This window comes from Natrinema sp. H-ect4 (genome assembly GCF_041894845.1).
Classification (GTDB): Archaea; Halobacteriota; Halobacteria; order Halobacteriales; family Natrialbaceae; genus Natrinema.
The window spans coordinates 1-24,249 of the sequence record NZ_JBHDYC010000033.1 but is presented as its reverse complement, the minus strand read 5'-3'; the positions used below and the strand labels follow the sequence as shown (position 1 = coordinate 24,249).

Annotated in this window: 20 protein-coding genes, 10 tRNA genes and 1 pseudogene; 10 read left to right on the top strand and 21 right to left on the bottom strand. The window is 55.9% G+C overall.

Going from position 1 to position 24,249, the window contains the following annotated elements:
- Nucleotides 1–88: 88 nt before the first annotated feature.
- Nucleotides 89–463 carry a hypothetical protein gene (locus ACEWFR_RS23055; protein WP_374063239.1) on the top strand — a complete coding sequence of 125 codons (375 nt, stop codon included), beginning with the start codon at nucleotides 89–91 and terminating at the stop codon, nucleotides 461–463.
- On the opposite strand, the gene ACEWFR_RS23050 is transcribed toward ACEWFR_RS23055, so the two are convergent.
- The 18 genes and pseudogenes from ACEWFR_RS23050 to ACEWFR_RS22965 all read right to left on the bottom strand — a co-directional run bounded on the left by ACEWFR_RS23050 (nucleotide 392) and on the right by ACEWFR_RS22965 (nucleotide 7,963).
- Entirely contained in the window at nucleotides 392–1,693 is a 1,302-nt protein-coding gene (locus ACEWFR_RS23050; RefSeq protein ID WP_374063238.1) for an RNA-guided endonuclease InsQ/TnpB family protein, read from the bottom strand. The two genes, ACEWFR_RS23055 and ACEWFR_RS23050, sit on opposite strands and share 72 nt — an antisense overlap.
- A 186-nt stretch (nucleotides 1,694–1,879) precedes the next feature.
- On the bottom strand, nucleotides 1,880–2,143 hold the full coding sequence (locus ACEWFR_RS23045; protein WP_374063237.1) for a hypothetical protein: 264 nt from the start codon (nucleotides 2,141–2,143) through the stop codon (nucleotides 1,880–1,882).
- Between the two features lie 26 nt (nucleotides 2,144–2,169).
- Nucleotides 2,170–2,510: pseudogene (locus ACEWFR_RS23040) on the bottom strand (hypothetical protein).
- 49 nt (nucleotides 2,511–2,559) lie between these two features.
- A complete protein-coding gene (locus ACEWFR_RS23035; RefSeq protein WP_374063236.1) occupies nucleotides 2,560–2,853 on the bottom strand; it encodes a hypothetical protein in 294 nt (97 codons plus the stop codon).
- 60 nt (nucleotides 2,854–2,913) lie between these two features.
- Nucleotides 2,914–2,986, bottom strand: a tRNA-Gly gene (locus ACEWFR_RS23030).
- 27 nt (nucleotides 2,987–3,013) lie between these two features.
- Nucleotides 3,014–4,543 (bottom strand): TROVE domain-containing protein, encoded by a 1,530-nt coding sequence (locus tag ACEWFR_RS23025; protein WP_374063235.1) that lies wholly within the window; start codon nucleotides 4,541–4,543, stop codon nucleotides 3,014–3,016.
- A gap of 30 nt (nucleotides 4,544–4,573) precedes the next feature.
- Nucleotides 4,574–4,685 (bottom strand) — tRNA-Arg (locus ACEWFR_RS23020).
- Between the two features lie 512 nt (nucleotides 4,686–5,197).
- On the bottom strand, nucleotides 5,198–5,623 hold the full coding sequence (locus ACEWFR_RS23015; protein WP_374063234.1) for a group I intron-associated PD-(D/E)XK endonuclease: 426 nt from the start codon (nucleotides 5,621–5,623) through the stop codon (nucleotides 5,198–5,200).
- Between the two features lie 123 nt (nucleotides 5,624–5,746).
- Nucleotides 5,747–6,151 (bottom strand): hypothetical protein, encoded by a 405-nt coding sequence (locus ACEWFR_RS23010; protein WP_374063233.1) that lies wholly within the window; start codon nucleotides 6,149–6,151, stop codon nucleotides 5,747–5,749.
- A 12-nt stretch (nucleotides 6,152–6,163) separates the two neighbouring features.
- A tRNA-Met gene (locus tag ACEWFR_RS23005) sits at nucleotides 6,164–6,234 on the bottom strand.
- A gap of 103 nt (nucleotides 6,235–6,337) precedes the next feature.
- Nucleotides 6,338–6,399: transfer RNA gene (locus tag ACEWFR_RS23000), tRNA-OTHER, on the bottom strand.
- Between the two features lie 34 nt (nucleotides 6,400–6,433).
- Nucleotides 6,434–6,558: transfer RNA gene (locus ACEWFR_RS22995), tRNA-Thr, on the bottom strand.
- Between the two features lie 203 nt (nucleotides 6,559–6,761).
- Nucleotides 6,762–6,843 (bottom strand) — tRNA-Leu (locus ACEWFR_RS22990).
- Between the two features lie 134 nt (nucleotides 6,844–6,977).
- Nucleotides 6,978–7,059: transfer RNA gene (locus ACEWFR_RS22985), tRNA-Ser, on the bottom strand.
- Between the two features lie 206 nt (nucleotides 7,060–7,265).
- Complete coding sequence (locus ACEWFR_RS22980; RefSeq protein WP_374063232.1) at nucleotides 7,266–7,406, bottom strand: hypothetical protein; 141 nt, start codon at nucleotides 7,404–7,406, stop codon at nucleotides 7,266–7,268.
- Nucleotides 7,407–7,495: 89 nt separating this feature from the next.
- Nucleotides 7,496–7,568: transfer RNA gene (locus tag ACEWFR_RS22975), tRNA-Pro, on the bottom strand.
- 251 nt (nucleotides 7,569–7,819) lie between these two features.
- Nucleotides 7,820–7,893: transfer RNA gene (locus ACEWFR_RS22970), tRNA-Asp, on the bottom strand.
- A gap of 4 nt (nucleotides 7,894–7,897) precedes the next feature.
- Nucleotides 7,898–7,963, bottom strand: a tRNA-Gln gene (locus ACEWFR_RS22965).
- A gap of 632 nt (nucleotides 7,964–8,595) precedes the next feature.
- Between ACEWFR_RS22965 and ACEWFR_RS22960 the strand changes: the two genes are divergently transcribed.
- Complete coding sequence (locus tag ACEWFR_RS22960; protein ID WP_374063231.1) at nucleotides 8,596–8,949, top strand: hypothetical protein; 354 nt, start codon at nucleotides 8,596–8,598, stop codon at nucleotides 8,947–8,949.
- A 655-nt stretch (nucleotides 8,950–9,604) separates the two neighbouring features.
- Here the strand turns inward: ACEWFR_RS22960 and ACEWFR_RS22955 are convergent.
- Nucleotides 9,605–10,828, bottom strand: a complete 1,224-nt coding sequence (locus ACEWFR_RS22955) for an RNA-guided endonuclease InsQ/TnpB family protein (protein ID WP_374063230.1) — start codon at nucleotides 10,826–10,828, stop codon at nucleotides 9,605–9,607.
- 699 nt (nucleotides 10,829–11,527) lie between these two features.
- Between ACEWFR_RS22955 and ACEWFR_RS22950 the strand changes: the two genes are divergently transcribed.
- From ACEWFR_RS22950 to ACEWFR_RS22940, 3 genes are all read left to right on the top strand, one after another.
- Nucleotides 11,528–14,602: a hypothetical protein gene (locus ACEWFR_RS22950; RefSeq protein ID WP_374063229.1), complete on the top strand. Its 3,075-nt coding sequence runs from the start codon at nucleotides 11,528–11,530 to the stop codon at nucleotides 14,600–14,602.
- Nucleotides 14,595–17,486, top strand: coding sequence for a hypothetical protein (locus ACEWFR_RS22945; RefSeq protein ID WP_374063228.1), 2,892 nt, complete (start codon nucleotides 14,595–14,597; stop codon nucleotides 17,484–17,486). Before ACEWFR_RS22950 ends, ACEWFR_RS22945 begins: the two co-directional genes overlap by 8 nt.
- A 668-nt stretch (nucleotides 17,487–18,154) precedes the next feature.
- Nucleotides 18,155–18,583, top strand: a complete 429-nt coding sequence (locus tag ACEWFR_RS22940; RefSeq protein ID WP_098726282.1) for a hypothetical protein — start codon at nucleotides 18,155–18,157, stop codon at nucleotides 18,581–18,583.
- 239 nt (nucleotides 18,584–18,822) lie between these two features.
- Here the strand turns inward: ACEWFR_RS22940 and tnpA are convergent, their stop codons facing one another.
- A complete protein-coding gene (gene tnpA / locus ACEWFR_RS22935; protein ID WP_374063240.1) occupies nucleotides 18,823–19,221 on the bottom strand; it encodes an IS200/IS605 family transposase in 399 nt (132 codons plus the stop codon).
- A 43-nt stretch (nucleotides 19,222–19,264) separates the two neighbouring features.
- On the opposite strand from tnpA, the gene ACEWFR_RS22930 reads away from it, so the two are divergent.
- From ACEWFR_RS22930 to ACEWFR_RS22920, 3 genes are all read left to right on the top strand, one after another.
- Nucleotides 19,265–20,581, top strand: coding sequence for an RNA-guided endonuclease TnpB family protein (locus tag ACEWFR_RS22930; protein ID WP_374063227.1), 1,317 nt, complete (start codon nucleotides 19,265–19,267; stop codon nucleotides 20,579–20,581).
- 249 nt (nucleotides 20,582–20,830) lie between these two features.
- Nucleotides 20,831–21,136 (top strand): DUF6516 family protein, encoded by a 306-nt coding sequence (locus ACEWFR_RS22925; RefSeq protein ID WP_098726279.1) that lies wholly within the window; start codon nucleotides 20,831–20,833, stop codon nucleotides 21,134–21,136.
- The gene (locus ACEWFR_RS22920; RefSeq protein ID WP_374063226.1) at nucleotides 21,117–21,566 is read left to right on the top strand and encodes a transcriptional regulator; all 450 of its coding nucleotides are present in this window, start codon (nucleotides 21,117–21,119) and stop codon (nucleotides 21,564–21,566) included. The genes ACEWFR_RS22925 and ACEWFR_RS22920 overlap by 20 nt, the downstream gene beginning before the upstream one ends.
- Nucleotides 21,567–21,645: 79 nt before the next feature.
- Here the strand turns inward: ACEWFR_RS22920 and ACEWFR_RS22915 are convergent, their stop codons facing one another.
- Nucleotides 21,646–22,776 (bottom strand): hypothetical protein, encoded by a 1,131-nt coding sequence (locus ACEWFR_RS22915; protein WP_374063225.1) that lies wholly within the window; start codon nucleotides 22,774–22,776, stop codon nucleotides 21,646–21,648.
- Nucleotides 22,777–23,309: 533 nt separating this feature from the next.
- Here ACEWFR_RS22915 and ACEWFR_RS22910 point away from each other — a divergent pair.
- Together ACEWFR_RS22910 and ACEWFR_RS22905 are read left to right on the top strand one after the other, a co-directional pair.
- Nucleotides 23,310–23,624 (top strand): hypothetical protein, encoded by a 315-nt coding sequence (locus ACEWFR_RS22910; RefSeq protein ID WP_374063224.1) that lies wholly within the window; start codon nucleotides 23,310–23,312, stop codon nucleotides 23,622–23,624.
- Between the two features lie 282 nt (nucleotides 23,625–23,906).
- On the top strand, nucleotides 23,907–24,224 hold the full coding sequence (locus ACEWFR_RS22905; RefSeq protein WP_098726274.1) for a hypothetical protein: 318 nt from the start codon (nucleotides 23,907–23,909) through the stop codon (nucleotides 24,222–24,224).
- The last annotated feature ends 25 nt before the right edge of the window (nucleotides 24,225–24,249 follow it).

Genomic DNA, 24,249 nt, shown 5'->3' with positions numbered 1-24,249 from the left:
TCGTCACCGTTTGAACGGATGTGCGCGCAGTTAAAAGATTGGAAAGTTGTCGGCTTCACCCTCGGGGTCAAGCCCCGAGGCAGTCGCCTTGCACCGCCTGTACATCCGTCGGATGCTCCGGCTGGCCAGGCAACACCTGAATATCGGCCGCGTCTACCTTGACGCGGGAACGGAGTTCTACAACTCAGACACGATCTCGACTATCACCGAACAGGGGCTGGAACTGGTGATGCAGGGCCGGAAATCGGGGAAGACAGTCAAGCACTTCCTGAACGGGATGGCGCGTGCCGATCTGCGGTCGTCGTACTACCCCTACGGCGTGGGCGACCTCGACGAAGACAGCTACTACGCGGTCGGGCTGAAGTCGGACAAGACGGTGAACTACCCCACCCTACTCAGCCGCTGGTGGGGCTTCGTTGAGGGTGGGGCTTCCTGTTTCTACGACGCGCTTTGCAGACACTGAATGGGTGTCCGTAGGGAGCGCAGTCTCCAGAGGCGTGTCTTCGGGCCATCCCAGCCCTAGTTCAGAAAAGCCGCGCTGCAAGACGTTCAGCGCCGTCGCAAAATCGCATGCGATTTTGCTGCCCGTCAGACGTAGTCTGACGACCGCATTCGCGTCCCGGTCCCACTCGAACCCACACGACGGACAGGAGTGTTCTCGAACCCAGATGGGTTTCGCCGTCTCCACATCACACTTCGCGCATTCTTTCGTCGTTCCTGGTGCTTCCACCTGAACGACGTGACAGCCGTACAAGTCTGCCTTGTATTCGAGGAGCGTGATGAACTGACGCCACGCCGCGTCCTGCTTGTTGCGAGCGTTCTGTGACTGCTCCAACATCCCCTTCACGTCCAAGTCCTCGACGAACACAGCATCGTACTCGCGGACGAGCCACGTCGTGATTTTGTGCTGGTAGTCCAGCACCTTTCGACGGATGTGTCGCTTGACCGTCGCCACTTCTCGGAGTTGCTTCTCGTAGCTGTTCGCCCCCTTCTCCTTCTGCGACAACTTCCGTTGCTCGTGGCGGAGGCGGTCGTACTCGTCTTCGAGGTCAAGCCAGTCCACGATCTTGCCGTCGCTAGTGTGAATGTAGTTCTGGATGCCGAGGTCAACGCCGACGCTGTTGCTCGCGTCGAGCGAATCAACCGGGGGTTTCTCGGGAAGGTTGGCCTCGTCGGTTTCGAGGCCGAAGGAGACGAACCAGTCGCTAGTTGACTCTTTCTTGACCGTGACTTCTTTGATGTCGGCTTCGTCGGGGATTTCGCGGTGGTAGCGGATCGGGATGTCGCCGATTTTCGAGAGCCAGAGCGTCGCACGTCGGCCACTCGTGTTTTTGAGTTCGAAGCCAGACTGCGAATACGTCATACTCTGGAACTCCTTTGGAGACTTCCACTTGAGCTTCCCGACCGTGCGTCCGCTTTGCTTCTGCTCGGAGAGTCCGCTGAGGTTCTGGTAGAACCGCGTGACGGTTCGTTGCAGTGCTTTGGAGTTAACTTCTGCGAAGACGGGGAATTCGTCTTTCCAGTCGGTGAGTCGGTAGTGGTGTTTGTACGCGGAACCGATGTCATCAACGTCCACGTTCTCGTATTCGTAGAGAGTGTAGTTGTACGCTTGGCGATGAATGTCGATGTGAGAGTCCAGTCCAGCCGCTACCTGTTGTGTCGGGTATGCGGGGTAGCGGTGACTGTACTCCATCGCTATCCCTTGATTAGAGATGTGTTCACTTCATGGCTTGTACTGTCGTGCGGCGATTCATCCCCTCCCTACTCGCTCCTTGAGGAAGGGGCATTCTTGCCTCAATTCTGGTAAATGTTCCGTCAAAACGGGACGCTGCAGTTGAAACCAGAGCCCTCGTCTGAGGCGACCTCGTACAGAAATGCTCTACCTCGAATCGTCGCCAGAGTTGCTCTCCTCTTCGAGGATATCCTCTGCGTCGTCTTTCACATGTTGCTGGTGGGAAGCCGAGGTCTGGACGCTTTGGGCGGCATCGAGTTGGTCGTTGACGACCGCATTCTGCTGTGGCTCCCACGTCTCCGGCGGTTCGGATTTGATGTATTCGACCCAGCGCTTGATGCCCTCGATGCGCTGCTCACGGTTGCGTTCGTGCTTCGCGTCGAGGTGCTCAGGCGCGTTTGAATCGCTCATATTCGTCTTCGACGTCGTTCCAACTGCTACTCGTTGCCGACATTGTTGAGCGCGCTGTTCAACTCGGAGAGTTCTCGGACGACGTTGCTGTCTGCGACCCGGTACCGACGTGGAGACGTATTCGGGGCCTCCTCGATGAGTTCGATTTCAAGCAGAAGGTCGGTGTAGTTGCCGACAGTCTGGCGTGAGACGCCGGCTGCTCTGCGAGTTCAGTTTTGTTGAATTCGCGGTTCGGCGGAAGATCGAGTAACGCATCTACGAGGATCGGGATGGCGTCGTACTGCGTAAGGTAGAGCCACCCGCTGGGATGTTCCCTACGGAGTTCCTTCTTCTCCCCGCGGTCAACCGTGTGTTCCATGCTGCTCATACAGAGAGACAACCGCATAAATCGTCGGGAATAGCGTGTTTATAACGCCTCATCTGATCCGCTCGATTGACTCAAGGCCGGGGACCTCGGCGAGCCGTCTACTCACCTCCGCATCAGTCATCGTCGTGGTCCAGCGAAGGGTGATGCTGACAATGATGGCCGTTGCCGAAAGCTTCGGATCGATACCGCGCATCTCGTCAATCGTGACAGTATCGATGTTCTCGGCCCGCGAGAGGCGCTCTTCGGCGTCGGTGACGAGATCACTGTCTGCGCCACATGGGATACGGATCGTGACGACAGCAGTCGCCGTCGGTTCGGGGTCGTTGTCATTGGTGATTGCCATGATGTTACCTCTGTTGAAGAGCGTTGCTCGGGCTGTTTGTTCCACGAGCTGCGCTCCGAGTGCGCGAGGGGCGATTCGAACGCCTGTCTCGGTCGTGGCACGACCGCGTGATACCGAACTACACTACTCGCGCTCGACGAAGAAAGATGAGAAGACCGCGCTATGCAGGCTCGAAGGTCTCGATTTCATCGATGACCTGCTTCGGGTTTTCGGCGTGTTCGATGAACGAGAGGACGTTCTCCGACCAGCCGGAAACGTTGTAGACGTTCTCGTATCCCTCCGGCGTCACGAGATCGCCGTAGGACGCAAGGTCAACGAGATACAACGCGGTGTCCGAGGAAACCTCGCCCCGATACGCGTCGAACGCCGCCTTGACCGTCTGGGTATCGTGCGCCGTGAATGGCGTGCTGTCCCAGATCTGCATGTCGGTGAAGACAACGATACGCTCGACCGTCTCGCCTCGGTCGCGGAGGTACTCCAGCGCCTTCCAGCCGTTCGTCGAGTTCCCGACGTCCTCGTCGATGGCCAGTACCGCATCTTGACGCTGCAGTACTGGCGTGTCCACGTGCATCGGAACGGTCTGGAAGTCGTCACCGAACCCGCCAACCTCGGCACCTTGGTCGGCTAGGATCACACCGAACAACGCACCGATCTCTTTCGGGCGGAGAGTGCTGTTCGTGGATAGCGCCATGTCCATCGACCCTGAGAGGTCCACGGCGACGAACGTGTCTCCGAGTCCGTCAGGCACCGTCTCGACAGCGACGTCGATTGCGTCCTCCAGCCACCGCTCGACCGCTGGTGCTTGGACGTCAGCATTCTGGAGCGCGGTGTACGCCTGGTAGTACCGGAACGGGTACAGCGGCGCGTACCGGACTGCTTCCAGGTCCAGGTGGCCTACGACGGTGTCCTCGTCGACGCCGGCTTCGAGCATGTTCCGGAGGTTCCGGATCGACGCGAAGATCGGCAGCGAGTACGTGTCGTCCTCGATGAGTGACTCCCAGGCGTCCCGAGTGTTGCCGCTCTCGGAGATCACCGTCTCCCAGGTGTTGGGCGACGGCAACGGTTCGACGTCGGGATAGTCGTCGAGATCGCCGCGTATGAACCGCTCGAACAGCACCTCCTGGTCGGCGTCGACCGGCTTCGGGTGGACGCGATTGAATACGTCGTGCAGCGTCACCTCACGCCGCGACAGCTCGTACTTTCCCAGGGTGTAGGCGTCCGCCATCGAGACGAGCGCGTCTTCGATGCCGCGTCGAAGCGGCCACGGGGCAGTCCCGCCGAACAGCTGGTCGTGGATGGCGAGTGCGGTCGCCGTTTCATCCATCCGCTGGATGATCTCCGGGGCCCACTCGCGGATGAGCGACTCGGGTGAGTCATCCTTGAACCGGTCGTCGTTGGCTGCCAGTACGAGCAGGACCTGTGGAATGTCCCGCAGGTAGAGTTCCTGGCGCGCGTACGCGGCGAGCTTCAGGACGAACTCCGGGTCTTCGTCGGCCGCGGCGTCGAACCGCCGGACGACAACAGCGAGTTGCTCGTCATCGGTTTCGTAGAACGAGTTCTCCAGCAGTTGGTTGATCGTGCGCTTGTACAGTGCGAGTCGAGGGTCGGCAGGCTCGAACGCTTCGCCACCTTCGTAGTTGGTGGTTCGCGTCGCCTCCGCGATCGTTTGCTTTGGCGTGTTGAATTCCATGCTATCACTCGAAGCCGCAACAGGCGACTCCGATACCGGTGCTGCTCACACGCAGTGCAAGCAGCGAACATCCCCGGCACGATTCGAACGTGCGACACCCGGCTTCGAAGGCCGGTGCTCTGTCCTGCTGAGCTACGGAGACAAAGACGTGGCCGGGAAACCGCTGGAGCCGGAACAGCGTGCTACCTGGTTACACTACGGTGGAACAGTGGGATTCCACCGCCGGGATTCGAACCCGGACTTCCGGCTCCTGAGGCGAAGGATGACTCCAACTCGACGGCCACGAGATGAGTGATGGCGACCGGAAAACTGTCGGGGCGGGACCGGTGTCGAGAGCACCCTCGTGCTCTCTTTGTCCGGGATGTTATCGATGGACGGTGCCACCGACAGGATTTGAACCTGCGAGTTCCTGGCGAAGCAACGCCCCGACTCGACGGTCGCCACGTGCGGTCGGGAAACTGACGGTGCGACGGGCTATGACTCCCGTTGGTGTGCTTTGTGGGCGAAGAAACGCATCACCTCGACGACCACACGCCTGGGGTAAGCCGGCCGTGATAGCGTCACGAATCCGTGGCTGCCCGCTATGTTAGACACGGAAAACGCTGTCAGGGCCAGCCCCCCGAGTGCTCCCGAGGGGAATCGAACCCCTATGAATCAACCATGAGCGGAAGCAAATCGCTTAGCGAGCTCATAATCCTCGGCCCAGTTGATATTGCTATTCGGGTGAGTGGCTTCTTCAACTCTTAGCCACTTCTCGTAACTTCCGGTCTCCTCGATTGGAACCCAATAATATCCATCGTTCTCGGGGCAGTAGACGGCGAACCCATCGATCTCGTCGCTTCGATAAGGCTCGTCACGACACTCCTTCGTATTCGACTTCGTTGATTTACAGTTGAAAACGACATTTTCGTCTTGAATTCTGCCAGTTTTGACCTGAACTCTAACAAATCTGCCTTTTGTATCGACTACGAAGTCGTACCGATCATTATCTCCAATTGGATCGAGAACCGTGTAACCTCGCTCCATTAGGAACGTGGCTACTCTCATTTCAGTTACGTCTCCTTGCTTGCTAGTATTCATACTGGATCCTTCCGATGATGTTTGAATATGAAACTTATAGCTTGATTAACTCTCGCAAATCGAGACTCCGGGAGTGCCGCTGGTCGCAGAACCAAGGTCCGAGTTACGGCGGACAAATACGGGTCAACGCAGCCGTTCGAAGCCTTCGAGTCGCCCGTGCGTGAACGTCGCCTGGTACGTGACCAGTGAGTCGAGATCCTCGAAGGAGCGTTTGATTTCGAAGCGGCCATGGTAGTCGTTCCGCTCGATCCAGCCGTCGTGAACTCGGTTGAGACAGCCGGCCATATAGAGAAAGTCGCCCTCTTCGACATCTTCACGGGTCGCGTATGGCCGGTCCTTGGGCGGCACATCTTTTGTGTTCCACTTCTCTTCGAAGAGATGACCATTCGCCGTAATCCGAAATGTGGTCATGGTCGGTCGGTCGATGCCTTTCGTCTGCCAGTCGACGTCCTCGGCAGGAGTGACCACATCGGGGTACTCCGGCAGGTGGACGTCGTCGTAGAGTTCGACTATATCGAATAGTCCCATTGTTGTCCTCCATTGCGGGACCAGGAGTCGAACCTGGACCTCGGGGATATGAGCCCCGTGGACTGCCATTACCCTATCCCGCAGCACATAATTCGGAATTCACTCATGGGCATCTCTCAGTTCTCCACAGCTGTCCGTCCCTCAGTCTAGTCGGCTGGAAGTGAGAGGTCTCGGACTGTTGAAGAGTGCTCCAGCCCGGATTCGAACCGGGGGTTCAGCCGTGAGTTTGGCCGCTACTCCACTGGAGCGGGTTGGCCTCTCCTGGAAGGGGTCATCGGCCAGTGGGACGGGCAGGATTCGAACCTGCGTGTTCTCGTTACAAGTGAGATGAAGGAGCTCTCACCGTCGCACCGGATCTCCGGTGAAAACTCGGCGAGAGCGTGAATGCCAGGCTTATCCACCGTCCCGCAGTCTCCCCGACACGACTCGAACGTGCGTCTCCTCCTCTATAGAGAGGTGTCGTCGCTACTAGACCACGGGGGAAGTGTCGCCGCGAGGATTCGAACCTCGGAAGGACCTACGCCAGCGGTTCTGAGCTGCTTCCCGTTGACTACTTGGGTACGGCGACGCAACGTTGGAGCGGGAATTGTCTACCGGCAGTATGGCCGGATGCCGCCACCAGGATTCGAACCTGGGAAGGACTAACCACACGGTCCTCGACCGTGTCCGTTTGACCACTCTGGCATGGCGGCGCAATTCGAGAATCGCCAACGACTCTGCGAATCACTTCGGCACGCAGCAGCGGGAGGGCGATTTCAACACTCGTGTCCTCGCGGATGCCGCGATTCCAACGCAGTGCCTTGACCAAGCTAGGGAGATCCCGCCACGGTGAGACGGAGATTCGAACTCCGAAGCCTCGCGGCTCTCGGTTTCAAACCGAGCGCGGTCGCCTATCCGCATGTCTCACCATCACTGTCGGAGCTTGCTCCGACGAGCCCGCCTCGCGTTGCTCACCGGGACGCCGGAAGACGTACATCGCTCAGCTTCTGACCCCTGATTCGCTCACGCTTAGCAGAGCACCGTGACTAGTTGAACCGGGAGACCATATTTCAGACCCTCACCGTCGAGGTGAGTGAGTTCACCAGTACCCAGTCACGGCAGGGACGAATGGCGGTCACCTCGTTCCGTGGAAGTACGCGCCGTCGTCGGTGACGCAGATTCTCACACTTCCAATCGTATCGATGGACGTTGTTTCACCGAGTGGGACGTGGCGGAACGCTTCCTCCTCGCAGGCAGGGCAGACATTCTTTGACATCACGCCGTGTCCCGGAGTCGAACCGGAAACCCGTTGCCGGGACTGGCGTAGCAGGCCAGTGGGATCACCATTTCCCAGACACGGCACACTGAGCCGACGAGGATTCGAACCTCGGTCCTGTGCGCCCAAGGCACAGATCGTCGGCCGCTGGACCATCGGCTCACAGGACTGCCGAGCGTTCGGCAGTTGATTATCTATCTGTACGACTGTTTGCAACTGCGCAACCGCGACCTCTCGGTCGTGATTGCGCGTCTCATCGCATGGGCGTACTTCGGGTTCTCCCGGGAATACCACACCGGCTCATGTAGGTTGCAGACCCTGCTGGGCCCAGTACCGCGGGAACGATCCAGATGACCGTACCAACGGGCTGCCTACCTCGATGGGTATCCCCACGTGGCCACGCCACGCGTCCACGCCGACGCCGGGATTCGACCCCCGATCACGGCCGTGACAGGACCGGATGCTCGCCGGATTACACCACGTCGGCATGTCGCCCCGGCCGGAATCGAACCGGCGGCCTCCGGATTCAAAGTCCGGCGTCCCTCGCCAACGGAGGCTCCGGGGCTTGACGTAGCCGCAGCTAACGCTGCGGGGATGCATACCACGATTCCTAGTACGCTCAGCGCGCACGGAATCGCTCGTTCGTCCCACTGTCAGGAACGAACGCAGACCAAACTGCCGCAAGCCTCAGTGGCCGCACTCGCGTGACGCTGTGAACCAAGCGAGTACTAGGCGAAAGCAGGCGGCAACCCCGTGTTCCCCAGCCCCGGACGGGTAGTCCGCGTGGGAGCCGGGTTATGCGGGTGAGAATGTCCGGAGATCGCCGGAGCGCGTCGAACTCTCGCGTTCGATGGCGACGCAGGTCCAGCGATTCTCGTTCGGACTCTCCACATGCTGGTCTTGTAGATACTTGCCGAACACGCGACCCGCGGCTAAGCGAGAACGAGCAGGTCGCGGTTTGAGGCGAGTACTGACCATCGTGTGGAACCTTCCGTTTTCGAGGTTGGTATCGGACGTCGATTACGGAATATCGTGGCAGTTGTATTAAAATTAGTCAGGGTGTGGTTCACACAGGCACGGTTTGGAAGAGTCGCAATTCGCGGAACGGTTCTTGGAACAACGAATATCCTTCTCAAGCCGTAGCCCAGTGCTAGAACTTGTGATGACACGGATGGCGCGTCAAACACCTATGTCCGTGGAGAACGAACAGGTAGTCAGGATGGCGGCGAATAATGACAAAATCCAGTTTCGGGGGGAAGCTGAGAAAGAAGCAACACAGGTCGTTGACCAGATGCGTCTCGGGGGGATCAACATTAGTGAGCTTGCCCGGCAAGGGCTCCGAGAGAAACTTCGAGAAGTTCTTTCGGACGAAGAGAAGATCACACTTCACCAGCGATACAAGCAGGGAGACATCCCTGAAGACGTTGCAGAGATCCTTTTTGGAGATGCCCTGGAGGAAATCAAGCGCGAGGGGGAGGCCTTTGAGGAGGCTTCGGAACTGGATAGGACGGGGTTTTCCAGCAGTAGCGATGGTGGACGGTGAGGGGCGCTATCCAGTTATTGTCGATACAGATGTATTAATCGCTGTCGCAAACACACGCTCTGGTCCCGTCTCACGGTGACTCTGAATCTGACGACAACGAACGTCTGTTTCCAAGAACTCGAACGGCATGTTCGGGGGACCTCCGAGTATGCGCCTGAAGGGACGAGAGAGCGATGGATCCATCACGGGAGTGAAAAGGCACTTGAACCGTTCGACAGTGACGAGAACGAGTCGTTTGCTGTGGTTACAGTCAGATACTGATAATATCGTTTTCACCGACCTATACAGCCAATAGAGTTATCTGAAAACGGATTCAACATGATGATAGCGAGGGGGAATGGGTTCAGTCGTTGCCTGACAGAATCCGTCCGATCCGAGACATACGGTCCCTCGCTACCCGAGATCGCACCACGAACTAACGTGAAGCCAATAGCCATATTGTCTCTCGATCTCGGACCCACCCAAGTCGATACCCATTGACATTGGCTGGGGGCTCAACGCCGGCCTCTGGCTGGCGTTTCTCAAGATTGCAAAATATATTGGAATGTTGATTTGTATATAACTCTGGTAGACAGATATGCGGCAGGTGGCCATTCCCAGGTCAACAACCCCGACCTCAAGGGTCGGGGCTTGTCAGTGAACTCCCGCTCTGCCACTAAGCAGTGGAGGCGTTGAAATCGCCGTTCGCGTTCACGGTTCCTGACTTGAGGGCCAGTTGACTGGTAGCCCGTCCAGAACCAGACTTGAGCCAGTTCTGGACAAGACGCCACGCCACATTCCGCGCAGCGTTGTAATCCGCGTGCAACTCTTTCCCGCAATCCAAACACTTGAACTCGTCGCCATCACGATTATCCTCGTGTGTAAACCCACACTCACCGTGACTGCATCGTTGCGACGTGTACTGTGGGGCGACGGTATCCACTTCGATACCGTGTTCCTCGGCCTTGTACTCGACTTGCCGTTGGACTTCTCGGAACGCCCACTGCTGAAACTTGGAAGCGTTCGAGATGCGCGTCCAAATGTATTTCAACCGCTCGAACGCGATGTGAGTACAGTCGTTCACAACGGCCTCTCGGACGATACCGTTCGACACGTCGTGTAGGCGATGACGACTCCACTCAGCGAACCTATCACCGATTGATTGGATGGTGAGGTGTGCAGAGCGAGTGCCGGTTTGTTGCAGGCTTCCACGGCGTTGCTCGTACTCGTCGCGCTTGTGGTTAAGTTCGTCCGCGTTGCCAAGGAACGCTCCGGTGCTGGTGACGGCGAGGTAGCCGTCCACGTTGAGGTCTACGCCGAGAACCACTCCGTTCTCGGTCTGCTCGTCGCTAGAATCTGTGTCGTCTACTTGTTCAACGGCAACGTGGAGGTAGTATTCACCGTCACGCTTGTGGAGCGTTGCTTCTCGCTTCTCCCACGTTTCCTCGTTCCAGTATTCCTCGAACGGCGTCCCTTCGTCGTCGTGTGGTAGGACGTATTCGGCTGTCACGCGGTCGCCAGTGGTGGCGAGTGTCACGTGGTCGTCGTTGTACGTTATCGTACGTCCGTTGTACACGATGACGGTGCCTCGGAACTCTGGTTTGCTCGTCCGTTTGTCGTCTTCGAGCAAATCCTTGCAGTTCGACAGGGCGTCGGCGGCGAGATTTCTTGCGGATTGAACGAGGCTGGATTGGAGATTGGTTTTCTCGCGGACTTCGGTGTACGTGGCTTCGTGGAGGTTGTTTTTGGCTTTGACGAGGTGGTCTGGGTCGTCGTCCCATCCTTGGTCTGCGACGTGTTGGGAGGCTTGGCGGAACTCCTCGAAAGTCTGGTCAACGTCCGAGTGCCGTGACTCGGGAATATTGAGCTTGACTTGGATGTTCCTGACCACCTCTGCCATACTTCATTAGAAGGTTTGATACTATTTAATGGTTGGTATCTGGAAGCGTGGGGAGTTGGCTGTGCTGTGGAACGGGGGTTATTCTCAAGTGTCGGCTTCCTCCCCGACCTCAAGGGTCGGGGTATCCGCCTCGACCGCTGATGAACGCCCTTTGAAGGGTTGAAGCCATCCGAAATGAGAGCTTCTCAAGGTTGTTTTCCGTTTCGCTACCACTAGTTCTCTTTTGCGATATTTCCACGAACAGGTCATTCTCTGGGGCTTCCCCTTTCCGTATTCGGCGTGTTTGGCCAGTTGTGGATAGCCCCTGACGGTGGTTTTCAACGGCAGTGACGTGTCTATATAGGTTTCTGCTAGTGTTGTTGGAGAGCGACGACGACGCGGTTAACTGTCGCTGTAAAATCTGGGTGTGGAACAATCAGGGTTGGTGCACGTGGGTATCTTCCTAGGCAGTGCTTGATATTGGTTCGCATAGGGCGCAACCATTTTACGAACTATTTTTATACTGACTTCACTATGCCTCATCGATCTCGGATAAGATGTTAGGGTGGCTACCTGTCCGTAGACCGCGGCATGCTGGGCAGTCTGGTTGGGTCGAGGTCTACGATCGGCCATGGGGCCGCTACTCGAGTGTCAAGAACTGAGGATCCGGCTGTGACCAGAAAGCCGGTCGTACAGTAACAGAATCACAAGGGAAAACAGATGTCACAAGACCTCACTTCGATGGATTGGACCGAACGCCAGCGCCGCACGCACTTCCAGTTACAGCCATGGAATGCGCGTATTGACCTTACCCAGGGCACTGGTGAGACGGAACGATCACCGCTCAGTATAGCACTGCAGACAGTGCAGTCGGCGACGTTGACCGACGAGACTACCAAGCCAATTACTGCTCCGCTTGAACTGCTCGCCTACCAGCAGCCGGACGGACAGGTGACCTACCTGTTTTCGACATCTACTGCGATCACAGAGTCGAACACGGTCGCATTGCGGGATGTCCTTCAGGATAATTATGCTGTGAAGTCCGTCAACGCACGATCGGCCGAGTTCGACGCACTGTTCGATGGGATACCAGCGGACGCGTTCACGACGCGAGTAAGGCCACCGGTTAAGTACTCGACCTACGTCCCGCAGTACCCTGCAGTGTCGGCAGGGGACGTGGTGGTGCAGTTGCTGCAACGAATCCAAGCAGCCCAGCAACAACTCCCGGAGATCGGGACATGGCTGGTCCAGGTGCTTGCATGTCCGTGGAACGGGACCCGTGAACTTCCATTGACAGCCGATGCGGCTGGTATGCTGTCAGTCCAGATTCGGATGGTGCTGATCCCGGCTGCCGGAGCTGACTTCCAACAGCGATTAGAGTCCTCGGATTTTGCGCTTGCGCAGCCGCCGACAGCGACAAAACTTCGCCTCCGGAACTACGTCTCGGATCCCGAATTCATCACTGATACCTTGGCTGCGCGATTCCAGCCTTCATCATCGTTCGTTGCACCGTCAGCGTATGCCCGCGGGCTACTTTTCCCACCGTCTCGAACGACATCGCTGTTCTGCGGTGTTCCCGGGACTGCATCGCCGCTCGAACACTGTCCGGCCAATGCTGTTGATCGGCTGATCAAGCCGACAGTCCCTGTCGGAGTCGAACCGTTGCCACCTGCCGGCTCGTTTTCCAAACGAGCGGTGTTAGGGCTGTCCGGGACAATGGGGCGCGTGCTGAAAGTAGGGGCTGAGCCACAAGGACTGCAGGTGACTGCGCCGACGGACGTCCAAGCACTCAGTATGGCCGGCGCGCCGATGTTTGCGGTTTCAACACTGCCGGGCGTACTCAGGCGGTACGGGGAAACGTACACGGCGCTGCAGTCAGGGACAACGTCATTGGACGTTCCGACAGGCGAGATTGAGTACGTTGGCAGTGACCGCATCGAACCGATGGTTGAAATGGCGGATGACGTGTCGTTTTTCACTGATCGCCTCGATGAGACGCCATCATTGACCCTGTTAGACGTTTCTCAACTCGATGACCCGGCAGCTGCTGCGACAACACTACTCTCACAGCTCACACAGGCAGGTGCGGCTGTAACACCATCGCAATCACGCAGTGAGCCTGTCGGCTCAGTAGTGTTCGCCGCGCCATGGCCGCTTGCGCCGACAACCGACGCGCAAACCCGACTCGAAACCGCGTTGCAACGCGTCGATAACGCCGAACTCCTGTTGACCCTGCATACGCTCTACCCGGAGGTCGAAGTCGGGACGATCGTGACTGACTGGGACCGGTTAGATACTGCCCGTCGACAGTCTGCGTACGATCAACTTGCGAGGATCGCGCAGGTTATGGATCTCAGCATGCTGCAAAACGGCGGTCCAGTAGATCGCCTCTATCAGCATGACCGCCTGCCAACAGTACCCGGGCTGACGCCACTCGAGATCAAAGACCGGAACGAGGATAGTGATTGGAATACGTACGTCCGACCTCATTCATCGAGTGATCCGCCGGTTGCGATTCCACTCTCTCGACTCACAACGGTCACTGGATTTGACCGAACCGTACCGACTGACACCGAGTACACGATGTCACGCCCAGAGCGAACCGCTGGGGCGTCACCTGAGCCGACAGTACAGACAGACTCGGCTGGATCGGCTTCGACTGGCGAGACATCAAGTACCACGGCCGACCCTAACACGGTCACGATCGAGCGGCGACACGTGCCTCGAACACATGCAGATCTCCCGGTCGAGTACGATCACGGTCAAAACGGATATGTCTGTCAGGCGTGCCGGGCAGATACGGAGACTGACGCGTCCGTGTACGAGCGTAGCAAGCAAGGGCTGTTCAAGGCGATTAACTGCTGTCATACTATCGAGGAGATCGAGCGAGAAGCAGTGCGGCACGTCCCTGAACCAGTTGTCCCGAGTGCGTTACTCGAGGATACTGCTCACGAACTATCCGAAGAGGAGTACCGGTTCTTGGCCGTACTGTACGTGTTGCAGACAGGGCAGTTCGATTACGCAGTCGAATATGACCCGGTCGTCGATAGCGGTGTTGATATCCGAGACGACGTCGGAATTTCGTACCAGATAGAAACACGGTTAGTTGAGGACGACTACATCGTCCGGACGAATAACCCGTCGAAACTCTACTCACTGACCGACCGTGGACTCGAGGCAATCGGGCAGACCGAAGTACAGGACAACGAACAGTTCCACTCGATGTTCGAGCGGCGGTTACGGCGCGCCGTCAAGTTATACATGACCGACCAGTACGCCGAATCGTCAGCGCAAGTCAAAACCGATCTGCCGTACGACGTGGCAGCGACCGATTCGCGCCATCCAAGTCGGGCAACGCTCGACATCGTTGTCCAGGCTGACGACAGTACGCTCGTTGCGGGGTGTGGTCTATACACACCGGAAACAGACGCTACATCAGCTGTTGATCAGGCACCTGCCGCGTCGGAGACGGCAGCGTTCGACGATGAGACAGTGATCACGTACCAAACACTAGCTGCTGCGAAGCCAGACACTGCACAGTGGGTTGCGTGGACACAAGCAGATGCAGTCGCTCTCGTGAACGAACTCACCGCGGCAGCCGCTGCTGACCGTGTCACGTTCAACGCAGATACCGAGAAGGATCCAGATACTGCCCGCGTCCAGTATTTCAACTTCGACGAGCCTGGCCTCACTGATGTAAACACGATCAAGCATTGTGTTGATACGATTGAGCCCGCGTGGATCGGGCAGGGAGATACGTTTGTGCTGCGCTTCGGCGGTGAGACAGATGAGTAAGAAGACACCACCGCGAGCCCGCCGCGGGACGGTCACATCAGTTCCGCGAGTTACGACGCTTGATGGAGTAATTGAGAAACCATTTCGAGAGCTTCTCGGATCGCTGCCAAGCCTGGCGTATTTCGACGCTGACCGCAACATCACGTATGCACCCTTCGAGCTGCTGGTATACCGGACCGCCGATGACGATCTTGTGTATCGACCGTCGTATCTCGCCCCCCACCCAAACGAACGCGAGCACAAGACTGGCGCTGAAGCATCGTTCACAACTGCGTTCGACTACACAGACCTGACGGCTGACCCGTACTGGACACCCGAGACGCTATTTGAAGAGCATGTGTGCCAGCCAGAGTCAGGCACGCTACTCGAATTACTCCCACGAGATCACGGTCCGTCCACGACTGGCTCGCAGTCTGATCCGTATCCCTCGGTTGCACCGAGCGCTGGACTTGTCGCACTGATTCAGACACTCGACCGAACGAATACACAGTGGGCCATTCAACTGCTGTGTTCCAGTAGCAGTGGCATGACGCTCCGGGTTCTGCTCGACACCACATCCCGAAACACGGCACAGGACTGTGATCTCTCTCCGATCACTAACCCCGACGCTCAGGATCGCTCACATCCCTTGTACTGGTTACACCCTGTTGAACGAACTGACAAGGAGTACAGCGTGTGTTTCCGGCATGCGTTACTGAAAGATGGGGGATCATTTGATCCGCCATTTAATTACGCGAGAGGGTTCATCTACCCGCCAGCCCGTAAATCGTCACTACGATCCGGGATTGGCGGCACAGTAAGCGGTCTCGAGAATGGGCCAACGGATAAGATCTCCGCGCTCCTAGACTCGAAGTGGGTTATCGGCAGTGAATCAACGTTTCGTGCCGACAGACAGTTGAAATCACGCCTGGGACTCGGCGTACCTGATCTACCTGCATCGGTGCTTCGCGTTGCATCACCAGAGACACTGTTTCACGTCGAGAACACGGTTGTGAGCGCGTTGCGATCTAACCGGCCCACGTTCGTGCTCTCGACAAGCAACACCGTCATCACGTACTGCGCATACCTCTACTGTCATTTGTACAGGGAAGACTCGGCTGTAGATGATATCATGGTGCCCGAACGGATTACGGGTAACGCGCTTTCGCCGTTCCTCACGGAAGACCGGATTGCCGAGCTTCGCCCGTGGTTCAAAGAGATGCTTACGGGACCGGCAACGTTCTATCTGATCGACCTGTCTGACCATGAGTCACTTACACACTGCGCCGATGAAAGCACGGCCTTGCTGCTCTCGGAACTCAGCAACGCCGGCTATGGACTCGGCGACACAGCGCCAGACTGTACTGGCAACGTGTTCACACTCACGCCACAGCTTCTCTCCGCAACGAACGCTCACCAAGACATCGTTGAGCGTGCACTTCGAAAGACCAGTGAGCACCGTCTCGCAATCGATGTCGCAACGACGTACGCTGTTGCAGAATCGAATCGTAGCCTTTGGGACTCGATCAGTCAAAGCGCAGATATCGTCATGGCGGCCAACGACGGCCAGTCCGCATCGTTCGTTCTGGATAACCGGCTTTTGGACTCGGATTGCACCCTTGCCAAGGAAATCACGACGAACGGGTCAGACGCACTGTGGAACACCCGTTTCGACCTGCGCGACTGGGCGCCATTCATCCTTCCGGTTCGCAAACTCGCTCAAACAGACGCAACGCCAGCACCGACGGAAACGAAGTCATACCCACATCAACAGGACGCACTTGAGCACGTCCTATCGAGTTTTGCAACGGTTGACGTTCCTGATCCAGGCGTGAACACGCAAGTCCCCTCGTACACAGGTCTGTCAGCGTCCACGGGCGGATCAATTCGTGAGCGGACGCATATCCCGCGTCACACCGCGTTACCGCCAGCAATCGAGTACGATGACACGCGGCAGTGTTACAAGTGCATGCAGTGTTTCCCCGACGATGGAGAGAATGCGTCGCTTCGTGACGCGACTACGGATGGGCTACGCGCAGCGATTACATGCTGTGAGTCACTCGACGAGGTTGACCGAGACGCGCTGCGGCGCATGCCAGACCCTGCGCTGAAAGTCACAGCAGAAGACATCGAAGAAAGCGATCTCAGCCTCAACCACTTCAAATTCCTGAAAGGGCTGTACCTCGTCGAAACCCAGCAAGTCGATCATTACTTCGAATACGACCCGCTTCGAGATAGCGGAACGAAACTCCGCGATGACTACGATCTCGCACCGGCTGACATCGACCTGCTGAAGCAACACGGGTATATCACCGAGGATACCGATCCCCACGTCCTCTACACAGTAACGCCCGCAGGCCGCCGTCACATCAACGAGCCCTGGAAACAAGGGCAGGAATACGGCCCGGGAATTCGGGAACTTAACGACACCCTCGAACATTACACGATGGTTCGTGGAAGCGAACTTGATTACAAAGCACGATTCGGAGACGACCCGACCCTTCACGTTGAGACGTATGTCCCGATCGAAGTCACGACCCCTGATGGCGAGACCGTGACGAAAAACATTGACGTTGCAGTCCTCGATACGGATGGGAACATCATCCACGCAACGGAAGCTGAACGTGAAAACAGTGATCAAAACGATTCCGTCGTCGAGACCTATCGGAAGCTCTGTACTGCTGATCCAGATACCGCTCGGTGGGTTGTTCCCAATAGTACAGCAGCTACAAACCTCTTCGACGATCTTGCAACCCAAGCCGCAGCCGGCCGTATTGACTACTCCGGCGCCACCTACTCAGACACGACATCCCCCGCCGACATCAACCCAGATGAGCCAGGCATCACAGCCATTGAAATTATTCGAAACCTGAAACACAACGCAATTGAGAAGGATATCCGATAATATTTCTTGTCCGCTTACGACGGATTTCTAACATTCACTCCAACCTCGTGAAGAGATCTAGTACATGGTCTCCAGGGCAGCTCATTCTGGGAATGGTCGCCTCCTACCGATTCCGGAGATTTCATTGCAATAACTGCCCGCGTCAACCGTTACGATCACTATCCCCTATCTTTCTGCAAGGAGAGAATCCCGCCGTTTACGGCGGGTGTGAATCCGACAACGCCGACACGATCACCGGTCAGAAGCAATACTGATATTTAAATGGAACTGATCCGTAGCATGACATGCACCGAGGCGGTCACACCGCCCACCTAAATGCACAATATCGGGACTCCGAGACCTAGAACGTTCGAGACACCCTCTCGAACTGCTGTAGTGTCTCGACTAATAAGATAACTCCGAGTCCCCTGCCGGGATAGGAGTAACGGCGGTGTGGCCCCGCCATCGTCCCGTCATAACGACAGGTCGTAAACCAGCAAATATCCCAACCCAGCGGTGCGGTGCCGTGGGAAGCCTCGCCGTTTACGGCGAGGAGGAGGTCACCTGAAACAATCTCCAATCCTCTTTTTGGCACGAAAAACCCGCAAAACCCAGTGTATCGGCTGCTTACAGAGGTTATAGTTCTCTGAGAGCCAGAGTTTTAAATACCACCCGTTCAAAAATTGGGTATGCGATCAAGTAATTCACCGAGCGGAGACCGTTTAACCATCCACATCGAAGGATCTGATCTTCCGAATGACGAAGAAGCGCGAGCGAACCTTGCCATCGAACTCGGAGATGCCATTAGAGACGTACTCTCCACGGAGGGGATCAATCCGGACGACCTCCGTTGCATCAACGGGCACGCATACGCCGCGATCCCAGACGAATGCCCGGTCTGTCACGACAAACTTGAGCTAACTGAAGTCTCACTCGACACGTCGAATGGCGCTCACGCAACTGCCCGATGCGACTGCGGGTGGTACGGTAACGCCATCTACCGGCTCATTGACTTACACGAACACTCCGAGGAAACTGGCACAGAATTCGTTGTTGACCCCGAACAAGTCAGCAGCGTCCACCTCCACGACGTTGACCCCCAATACACCCCGTATTAACGACTCACAATCGCTCAGAACCAATCCCCGTAGTTTCTTCCATAGGACTCCTACTCATACAATCCCGATTCGGACCGTATTCCTTAAGATATGTCGGCAAAACACCATTTTCAGTGGCGAACCCACCACGGCTCGCTGAGGTCACGCCAGCTACCATCTCAGCCGGCGCGTCACTTTCTAAAGGAAACAGCGAGAGTTCCACGGGTCACCTGACCCGTGGGTGAATCGCGTACGCTCGATTAATGTTCCGTCTCCTCGATGTACCGACGAACCACGTCCTCGGAAACAGCACCAGTCGTCCCAACGTAGTATCCATCCTTCCACATTCCACTTCCCCAGAAATACCGCTGTTTGATTTCTGGATGGCGTTTCAGAATCGTTTGGCCCGAGTAGCCCTTGAACTGCTTGGCAATCTCGGCAGGACTCCATTTCGGGTCAGCCTCCACGAACAAGTGAACGTGGTCAGTAGCAATCTCCATCGACATAATCTCGTGACCGAACCGTTCAGCAGTTCCTTGGAACAACTCCGCAAGTTCGTCTCGAACGAACTCCAACATCCCGTGTCGATACTTCGGGCACCACACGAAATGATACTTACACAAACTAATCGAATGTGCATGACCCCTGCAATCTCCTATCCTAATCCCTACTTTTATCATCATTTGATTCGATAGTCAATGTATGGGTATCGAAGAAGTCACGAAGACCGCACGCACCCGACTCTGCATAGAGTCTGGTGAGCGGTCGTGGCTCAAAGATGCCCGCTTCACCGCACGAGACATCTCCAACGACACTCTCGAACTCAAGCAACAAGGCTACTCTCGCACTGAGATTCAGAAGGAAGTTGACCGCGATGACTTCCTGCGGAACAACAAGTGTGCAGTCGTCGGGAAAGCCCTGCAAGCGTGGGACTCCTACAAAGAACTCCTCAATTGGTGGCACGACCAAGACGACACCAACGCCGGGAAACCGTCGCCACCCGCCACGGACAAGAAGGGAGCATACCCACTCGTTATGGCGCACACCGAAGGTTATCGACTCACCTACAACGACGAGGACGACCGCGTTCAGTTCCGTGTGAGTCCGAAGCCGTACAAGAAGGTGAAAGGACACCTTCGAGGGCGACCGGAAGACCTCAACCTCATCGAGTCGGCCTTCACGGATGACGAGTGGTCGTTGGGGCAGGCCGAACTTTTGTACCGAGATGGCGTGTACTACCTACATGTCACGGTCAAAACAGAGGTTGAAGTGCCTGAACCAGAAGACGCTGACACACTCGTCGGCGTAGATATTAATGAGCGCAACATCGCCCTCACCGCTCTTAATCGTGAGACGATGGACACTCTCGGAATACTCGTGCTTGACTACGGCTCGGTGAAAGCCGAACGCCAACGCTACCACACCATCACCAAACGCTGTCAAGAACACGGCCAATACTCCATCCACCACCAACTCGGGGAGAAAGAAGAACGCTACACCGAGTGGATTCTCCACCGAATGTCCCGAATCGTGGTGGAGTTCGCCCAACAGTTCTCGAACCCAGTCATCGTGTTCGAGGATATGGAAGGTATCCGCGACGAGATCAAATACGGTACATACATGAACCGTAGACTGCACAAACTACCGTTCCACAAGTTCGAGAAATTCGTCTCGTACAAGGCGACGTGGAACGAGATTCCCACGGACACGGTAGACAGTTACTACAACTCGAAGTCGTGTTCGTGCTGTGGACACCGTGGCTACCGCCAAGGTCGGCGGTTCCACTGTACGAATGATTCGTGCGAGGTTCAGCAAGACCACGCTGACCGAAACGCGAGCGTGAATGTGGCGTGGCGAGCGTGGGCGAAACACGCTGGCATAGACGTTGAATCGATTAATTACCGGACTCGCAAAACCCAACCATTTGTTCGGAAAGTGAGCCTGTCTGGGTCGGGGCGCTCTGTAAATCGCCCATCCTCATCCCGCGAAATCGCTTCGCGTGGAGTGCTTACGACGTAGGCTGAGGGAATTAGAAAAGCCACGGGTCACCCGACCCGTGGTCGTTTACCGGTGGAATATCCGGCCTTGCCATCGGCGGTGGATTGCGGAGGAGTTGTCGGATTCATCCCGCGCCTAAAGGCACGGGTATTCTCCTCGATGTCGTATAATACTGCCTGCCTATCCTTGCGGTATCGTAGTGATGTTATTTTACCACAACGGCTATGAGGGCCGAGTGTGTTGTCCTATGTGGACAACGCAGGTGCTTGGATGCCAGCTAGGAAAATCTTCGAGGACGACGATGAATTTCCAGCCGGTGACCGCTGGGAAGCACTTGCCTGGGACGTCCCTGAAAGCGACCAGTTCCCGGAGGGACTCAAATACAGCTTTCAGTACCTCGGCCCAGCCGACGAAGAAATCCTCCGGTACGACAACGCAAACGACGCCCACGGCGTCGGCCGCCATCACCGACACTACCGTGGCGAGGTCGAAGGCATCGAATTCGAAGACCTTCGATCACATCTCCAGCAATTCCTCACCGAGGTTGAAACCATCCATGAACAAGAATTCGCCTAACCACGCACACGAACCCCCGGAGGACGTTGAATACCCCTCGATCCTTCGCATCACGTCGAAACCGTTCGAGGAGCACAAGGAGAACGCACTGGACCGCGCTGCCCGCTGGGAAGACGGCGAAGACATCGCCCACGTCGTGAACTTCCAGGACGCCAGCCGCCTCCAGCGCATCCTCACCCCACGCCGCTTGGATCTTGTGAAGAGCCTGATGGATGCACCCGCAGACAGCATCCGTGCCCTCGCCGACCGCCTCGACCGTGACATCCGACAAGTCCACGACGACGTCCAGACACTACACGAGTACCGCATCGTGCACTTCCGTGAAGCAGGTGGCGCGAAGCAGCCCTTCGTCCCCTACGACACGGTGAAGATCGAGGTTGAACTGACGAAGTCACTCGGAGACACATCCGAATCACCAGCCTCGGCGTAACATGCGTTCTGGAAGGGTATCTTCCTCGCTCTTCCTCAGGGTTGTATCCGCGAAACCGGGTTCAACAGAGCCATCTATTTCATTCATTACTTCCGGAGTCATCGATGGCTACACGAACGCGGATGCGATCTTCCTCAGTTACGTTCTCTATGGCCTGATCGCTTGGGCCTTCAACTTCGTCGTATTCGGTTGGGAATCGTGCTTGCACAATTCGATTGTCCAAAATTGGCTGTTCTACATCGGTTGGTGGTAGTCCAGTTTCCTTACAGAATTCATCGATGAGTTCGACTGCTCGGTCAACCCAGTCATCATCTATTTCTGCTGGGTCATTTTCTCTATTATAACGGAGTCTCAGTTTTCCATTGTGTTCTCCGTATTCAAACCCGGGATACTCGTCGGCTAATGACATGAGTTCGTAGCAGTAATCGTTACTGGGATGCCGATCAAAGATCTGATCACGAACCTGATTGTAGTCTACGCCAGCACTAGAAGATCCGTTAGCACGCGCCTTTAATGCCGCTACGAGGTGCTCAACACGGTCTTCCTTGTCCATTTCGTACCAGTCGAGATCATCGTCAATTTCGTTTTCTTGAGCCAACTGCTTTGCTCGCTCGGGCGTTGCGTACACGCCATCGCTTGTCTCTACAGCGACAAATCCAAGCCGGTCAATGACACGGTCAGCGAAATCGTCGCGGATATCGTCAGAATGGACATCTAACGCCTCATTAACGGCAACTCTAATTCCCTTTATGTGGCAATACTCCGGGTAGTCAAGATTATTGTTAAGTTGGTCAATTACTTGTCCAACCCGATCTTCGGAAACGATGTCTGTTCCGTCACGGAGCTGTTCGTAGTACCGTCGAACCCGTGCAACTTGACCGCCATCACGGTATTCGTCGAATGCCGTCGCTATGTAATCACCACTCACACTACGGACTTTCTTTTCTTGGTCGTAGACGTATTGTTCAAGCGCGTTTTGGACATCGTCTGCGATGCGGTATGTGACTTTTACCGTTTCGTCGCTACGCGAGACAGTAGGGTTTTGTTTCGATGAAGAACAGACGTCCAAGAGTCCGGCTTGGTCAAGATCCGTCCGAAGATCAGCTTCAAGTTCGTCAAGATCATCCCGGAACCGATCGGGACGATACGTTGGTGGAAGATACTCAACTATCGCTTGTTCAGCATGTCGCCCCTTATCGCCGCCATTCACGTGACCTTCACGTTGACACCATTCGTTGAATTTCTCTACCGACTCCTTTCGGACTTCCCGGTTCAGTTGGGGACGCCGACTCACGATGATCGCCTCCTTGACGAAATTAAGTGAGCTGGTTGAGAACCAAGCCGATTCTTTGCTGTTTCTTCTCGAATCGAGTTGGACGTAACGAATCGAACTGGTTCTTTGAAGAAAGAAGAAGAATGCAATTCACCGGAGAAAGAGAACCGAACCACACAGATCGGGATCTTAACCGCGGCGTAGAGGCGCTGAGTCGCTTGCTCTGGTGTAGAGATGCAGATACCCCCTCTCTTTTTGTATCTTTCTTCATCGAAACAGATCGAATTCGATCGATTCGGTTTTCCCAATCTTCGTTGGACTAGTCTCGGATACCCACGTTTTCGTGAACTATACTTCATCTTGAACGAGGGTTTGAACCCCTCCCTTTTAAGCGAAAACCCAAGAAAATTGTGCTAGTATGAACCCAATCAATAGCGAACTGTTATGTATTCGGAAAACAATCATCCCGTATGGAATATGATTCGCAGAACATTGCGGCTAGGAAGGACAATGCTGTCGCCATACTTCGAGAAGCGAACGAAGAGAAGTGGGAAGAATTAGCGGAAGAGACCACCCTGACGAAACGTCAAATCGCCATGTGGGAACTCGCAATCGTATTCGATCAAAAGAACGCACACATAGCAAGAGAATACGACGTTCGAGTTACGACAGTTGCTCGCCATTGCGAGCGCGTACGAGAGAAGCACAAAGAAACAGAAAAGAAAGTCCAGCAGTTAGAGAATACAATTGAATATCTTAACGGAGCATCCTCTACTGACGCATGACCCTTTCGTCCACAGCCAGGCTTCCTCAGCGCATTCTAAAGATTTCATTGTTTTCTCTGTTCTATGGGATTGGTAGGGGTATTAGGCACCGTGGATGCCCAGAGTGTGACCTACACTACCGCCCCGAGACTATCAGGACGATGGTAGCGTGGGGATGTCCGACTAGTCCATGCGGATCCTCGCAGTCGTCTGAGAGAGTTTTTGCTCTTTCGTGATGACGAAAGGCCGAAGGCCTTCCCGACTGTGGCATATGCTTATACGTGACCGGTCATAATTCACAACATGCCACATAAGAACGACCGTGATGAAACCGAGCAAACCGCCCGCGTGGAAAATCTTGAGGAAGAGATCTATCATCTCGACCTGGAATCTGAGTTAATTGATCAGCAGAAAGCCCTTGTAGGCTGGGACCGCGAAAACATGATCTGTGCCAGGTGCGGCGGGGACCAAGCTACCTGGTATACAAAACAAGTTAAGCACGAGATCGCCTACTACAGCGATCATGGCTGCGTCAACACACTATGGTGTGATCAGTGTATTCCGCAGGAGTTCGTTGACCTCTGGATGATGTGGCCGTGGACCCCAGATTCGCAACTGTAGTTGGTATACGAGTTCTGGAATCAAC

Coding starts and splice junctions, on each gene's coding strand:
- ACEWFR_RS22980 (WP_374063232.1), bottom strand. CDS start 7,406: ATGTCAAAGAATGTCTGCCCTGCCTGCGAGGAGGAAGCGTTCCGCCAC.
- ACEWFR_RS22940 (WP_098726282.1), top strand. CDS start 18,155: ATGCGATCAAGTAATTCACCGAGCGGAGACCGTTTAACCATCCACATC.
- ACEWFR_RS23025 (WP_374063235.1), bottom strand. CDS start 4,543: ATGGAATTCAACACGCCAAAGCAAACGATCGCGGAGGCGACGCGAACC.
- ACEWFR_RS23015 (WP_374063234.1), bottom strand. CDS start 5,623: ATGAATACTAGCAAGCAAGGAGACGTAACTGAAATGAGAGTAGCCACG.
- ACEWFR_RS22920 (WP_374063226.1), top strand. CDS start 21,117: ATGAACAAGAATTCGCCTAACCACGCACACGAACCCCCGGAGGACGTT.
- ACEWFR_RS22955 (WP_374063230.1), bottom strand. CDS start 10,828: ATGGCAGAGGTGGTCAGGAACATCCAAGTCAAGCTCAATATTCCCGAG.
- ACEWFR_RS22945 (WP_374063228.1), top strand. CDS start 14,595: ATGAGTAAGAAGACACCACCGCGAGCCCGCCGCGGGACGGTCACATCA.
- ACEWFR_RS23050 (WP_374063238.1), bottom strand. CDS start 1,693: ATGGAGTACAGTCACCGCTACCCCGCATACCCGACACAACAGGTAGCG.
- ACEWFR_RS23045 (WP_374063237.1), bottom strand. CDS start 2,143: ATGAGCGATTCAAACGCGCCTGAGCACCTCGACGCGAAGCACGAACGC.
- ACEWFR_RS22910 (WP_374063224.1), top strand. CDS start 23,310: ATGGAATATGATTCGCAGAACATTGCGGCTAGGAAGGACAATGCTGTC.
- ACEWFR_RS22930 (WP_374063227.1), top strand. CDS start 19,265: ATGGGTATCGAAGAAGTCACGAAGACCGCACGCACCCGACTCTGCATA.
- ACEWFR_RS23035 (WP_374063236.1), bottom strand. CDS start 2,853: ATGGCAATCACCAATGACAACGACCCCGAACCGACGGCGACTGCTGTC.
- ACEWFR_RS22905 (WP_098726274.1), top strand. CDS start 23,907: ATGCCACATAAGAACGACCGTGATGAAACCGAGCAAACCGCCCGCGTG.
- ACEWFR_RS22950 (WP_374063229.1), top strand. CDS start 11,528: ATGTCACAAGACCTCACTTCGATGGATTGGACCGAACGCCAGCGCCGC.
- ACEWFR_RS22925 (WP_098726279.1), top strand. CDS start 20,831: ATGCCAGCTAGGAAAATCTTCGAGGACGACGATGAATTTCCAGCCGGT.
- ACEWFR_RS22960 (WP_374063231.1), top strand. CDS start 8,596: ATGTCCGTGGAGAACGAACAGGTAGTCAGGATGGCGGCGAATAATGAC.
- ACEWFR_RS23010 (WP_374063233.1), bottom strand. CDS start 6,151: ATGGGACTATTCGATATAGTCGAACTCTACGACGACGTCCACCTGCCG.